Below are 2511 nucleotides of genomic sequence, written 5' to 3' on the forward strand. Positions count from 1 at the left end.
GCTCGGCGTTGCCACCAGTGCCCGATGGCCCAGCTTTAGCTCTTCTGCGCGTCGCAGCACGTAACCCGAGCGCCGTAGCCGAGGCGCTGCATCGTGATCCACGCAAAGGCGCGGCCTAGATCAGTTGCAGAGCCATTGAGCGGTGGCCGCGAGGCTGCAAAAAGACTCTCTACATCCGTTTTAGTTGTCTCAAGATCGCACGCCACAAGGGCAAAATTATCCCATGACTGAAGAGCCCTTTGATCTCAACGTAATGCTTCATGGGTATCCAAAGACCGCAGAGGTGTTTGGAGTCTCCTGGCTTCACAAACAGTGGCCAACCGTTGAAGAACAACTCTGCCGGTATCGTCCCTGGATGACACAGGCCGAGAAAGACTTCACACTCTTGGAATCCCTTCTCTCTCCTTTCATGATAATTCCCGCCTACAGGATCGGTCTTCGCGACATCTCTCAGTTTCTTCAGACCGCCTATGAGATTCACGGCTCGGCCCTTCTCGCCTCTATTGCCTCTGGAATCGAGCTTCATGTGCCAAAGGGTGACGAAAGCAACAAGAACTTTGATGTACGCGCTCAAATTCATGGAGTCGCCATCCAGGCTGACTCGAAGACACGGGATGACACCGACATATTCTCTGAACGATTCCGTGTTATGAGTCCAGAAGGTATCCGCTATTATTCCAGTATTATTCCAGAGACTACCCGACCTTAGATCCTCATGATGCCGTTGCACACGGTATTCCCGATTCAGTCCCTACGCCTGGGTGTCCTGTTCAGACACTTCCAGAATGTACGACGATCAAGAATATTTTTCTCAATACGCTCTCACAACTTCCTGGCAATGGTTTGAATGTCGTCTTATTTGGTCACCGATCCGGGGACCGCGATGATCTTGACCTGGCGCTATACGGGCCTGAAGTCTGTCATTTGATCCGTAATCACACCACAAAAGAAGTGACTTCGGAATGGGGGCGGTTTCCTAATGGAGCGTTTCATGAGGGCGATGCGGGTATGCCGTTCAGATCGCTTTCCACCGTCATCTGGATGTGGTTGATGGCTTTTGAGGGGCATCTCTATCGAGGCTATCGACTCTACATTACATTAACAACACCGCCCAAAGCCCACTGCCCCAGAGAGTGGCTGAAGCTTTACAGCGACAGATCGATGCTTGGATGGTTTTGCCTCCTGGATCGGGCAAGTAATTCATGTTTGGCATGAATAGGTAGAACTGGATTAATCCAACTACTTCGCTCTCCTCCCAAGAATCATTAGAAGTTGGTTGGTGACAGAAACTACGCAGTGGTTCCCACGCAGCGTCAGGCAGCATACCTTGAGGGCATCAGTGCTGAAGAATCTTCTGAATATGGAGACAGCTTGGAATTCGATGCTGGGAGCCCCGTGGAGGGCGGATTTAGATCGAATGGTGAGCAAATAGGGGTTACTTGCTCATCCCAGCTGGCCGAGGCGCGACTGGAGAATGCTGATGGCGGCGATTGCGGCCGTTTCAGCTCTCAAGATTTGCTGACCAAGGGTAATGGGTACGGCTTTTACCTGCTCGGCCACCTCGATTTCATCTTTGTTCCAGCCTCCTTCTGGTCCAATCAAGATCAGTAAGGAACTGGTGACGTCTTGCGGCAATTCGACTGTTTGTAAACTCTTGCCTTCCCGCCGTTCGGCAAGCATAAGTGAGATTGTGCTGGCACGGCTAGCCAGAAGCGTTGAGAGAGATTGCGGTAGAGTTATCGCCGGCACGCGCCACTGTTCGGACTGCTGGGCGGCTTCCAAGGCGATGCGCTGCCATCGGGTGAGTTGATTGTCCAACCGGTCGGCTTTGAGATGCACAACACTGTGCCGGCTTTCAATCGGTACGATTTCGCTCACGCCGAGTTCCGTTGCTTTTTGGATGACCCAGTCCATTTTCTCGCCCTTGAGGAGCGATTGGCCGAGGATGAGCCGAGGTCTACACCGTGGCGGTTTCTGGGCCGTTTCGAGGATGCGGGCGGTGACGGTTCGTTTGGAAACGTCGGTGATTTCGGCTCGGTATCTGGTGCCTTGTCCATCGCCGAACCATAGAGTTTCGCCGATTGTGATGCGCAAACTGTCTCGGAGGTGATGCAGTAGATCGCCAGTGATGGAAATGGTCGGCGGCGTGATGCACTGAGGCGGAACGAAAAATACGGGCATGTGGGCCCTGGAGATCGGAGAGGGGAGGTCTACTCGAAAAATGTCTTCATCTTATCGAAGAAGCCGTCGCCGTTGGTCTCCATGGTCATGCCGCTCTCCTTGGCATACTCCATGAGCAGTTCTTTTTGTCTAGGCGTCAATTTGGTGGGAATTTGGACCTTGATCGTATAAACCTGATCGCCGGTCGAACCTCCCTTCAGGCTGGGAATCCCTAACCCTTTAATCCGAAGGACCTTGTCATGTTGCGTGCCGGGAGGGACCTTGATGATGGTGTCTCCCTTGAGCGTTGGCACTTCCACCTTTCCACCGAGTACCGCCGTGACCAGGTTG

At 53.0% G+C, this 2511-nt stretch carries 3 protein-coding genes; 1 reads left to right on the forward strand and 2 read right to left on the reverse strand.

Annotated elements, in window-relative coordinates:
* The first annotated feature begins 223 nt into the window (after positions 1-223).
* Positions 224-709, forward strand: coding sequence for a hypothetical protein (locus tag ACOSYY_RS01430; protein WP_421660471.1), 486 nt, complete (start codon positions 224-226; stop codon positions 707-709).
* A gap of 734 nt (positions 710-1443) precedes the next feature.
* Here the strand turns inward: ACOSYY_RS01430 and ACOSYY_RS01435 are convergent.
* Complete coding sequence (locus ACOSYY_RS01435) at positions 1444-2181, reverse strand: 16S rRNA (uracil(1498)-N(3))-methyltransferase (RefSeq protein ID WP_421660472.1); 738 nt, start codon at positions 2179-2181, stop codon at positions 1444-1446.
* Positions 2182-2210: 29 nt separating this feature from the next.
* A partial coding sequence (locus tag ACOSYY_RS01440) for a DnaJ C-terminal domain-containing protein (protein WP_421660474.1) occupies positions 2211-2511 on the reverse strand: 301 nt, incomplete at its 5' end.

The organism is Nitrospira sp. BLG_2, assembly GCF_049222245.1.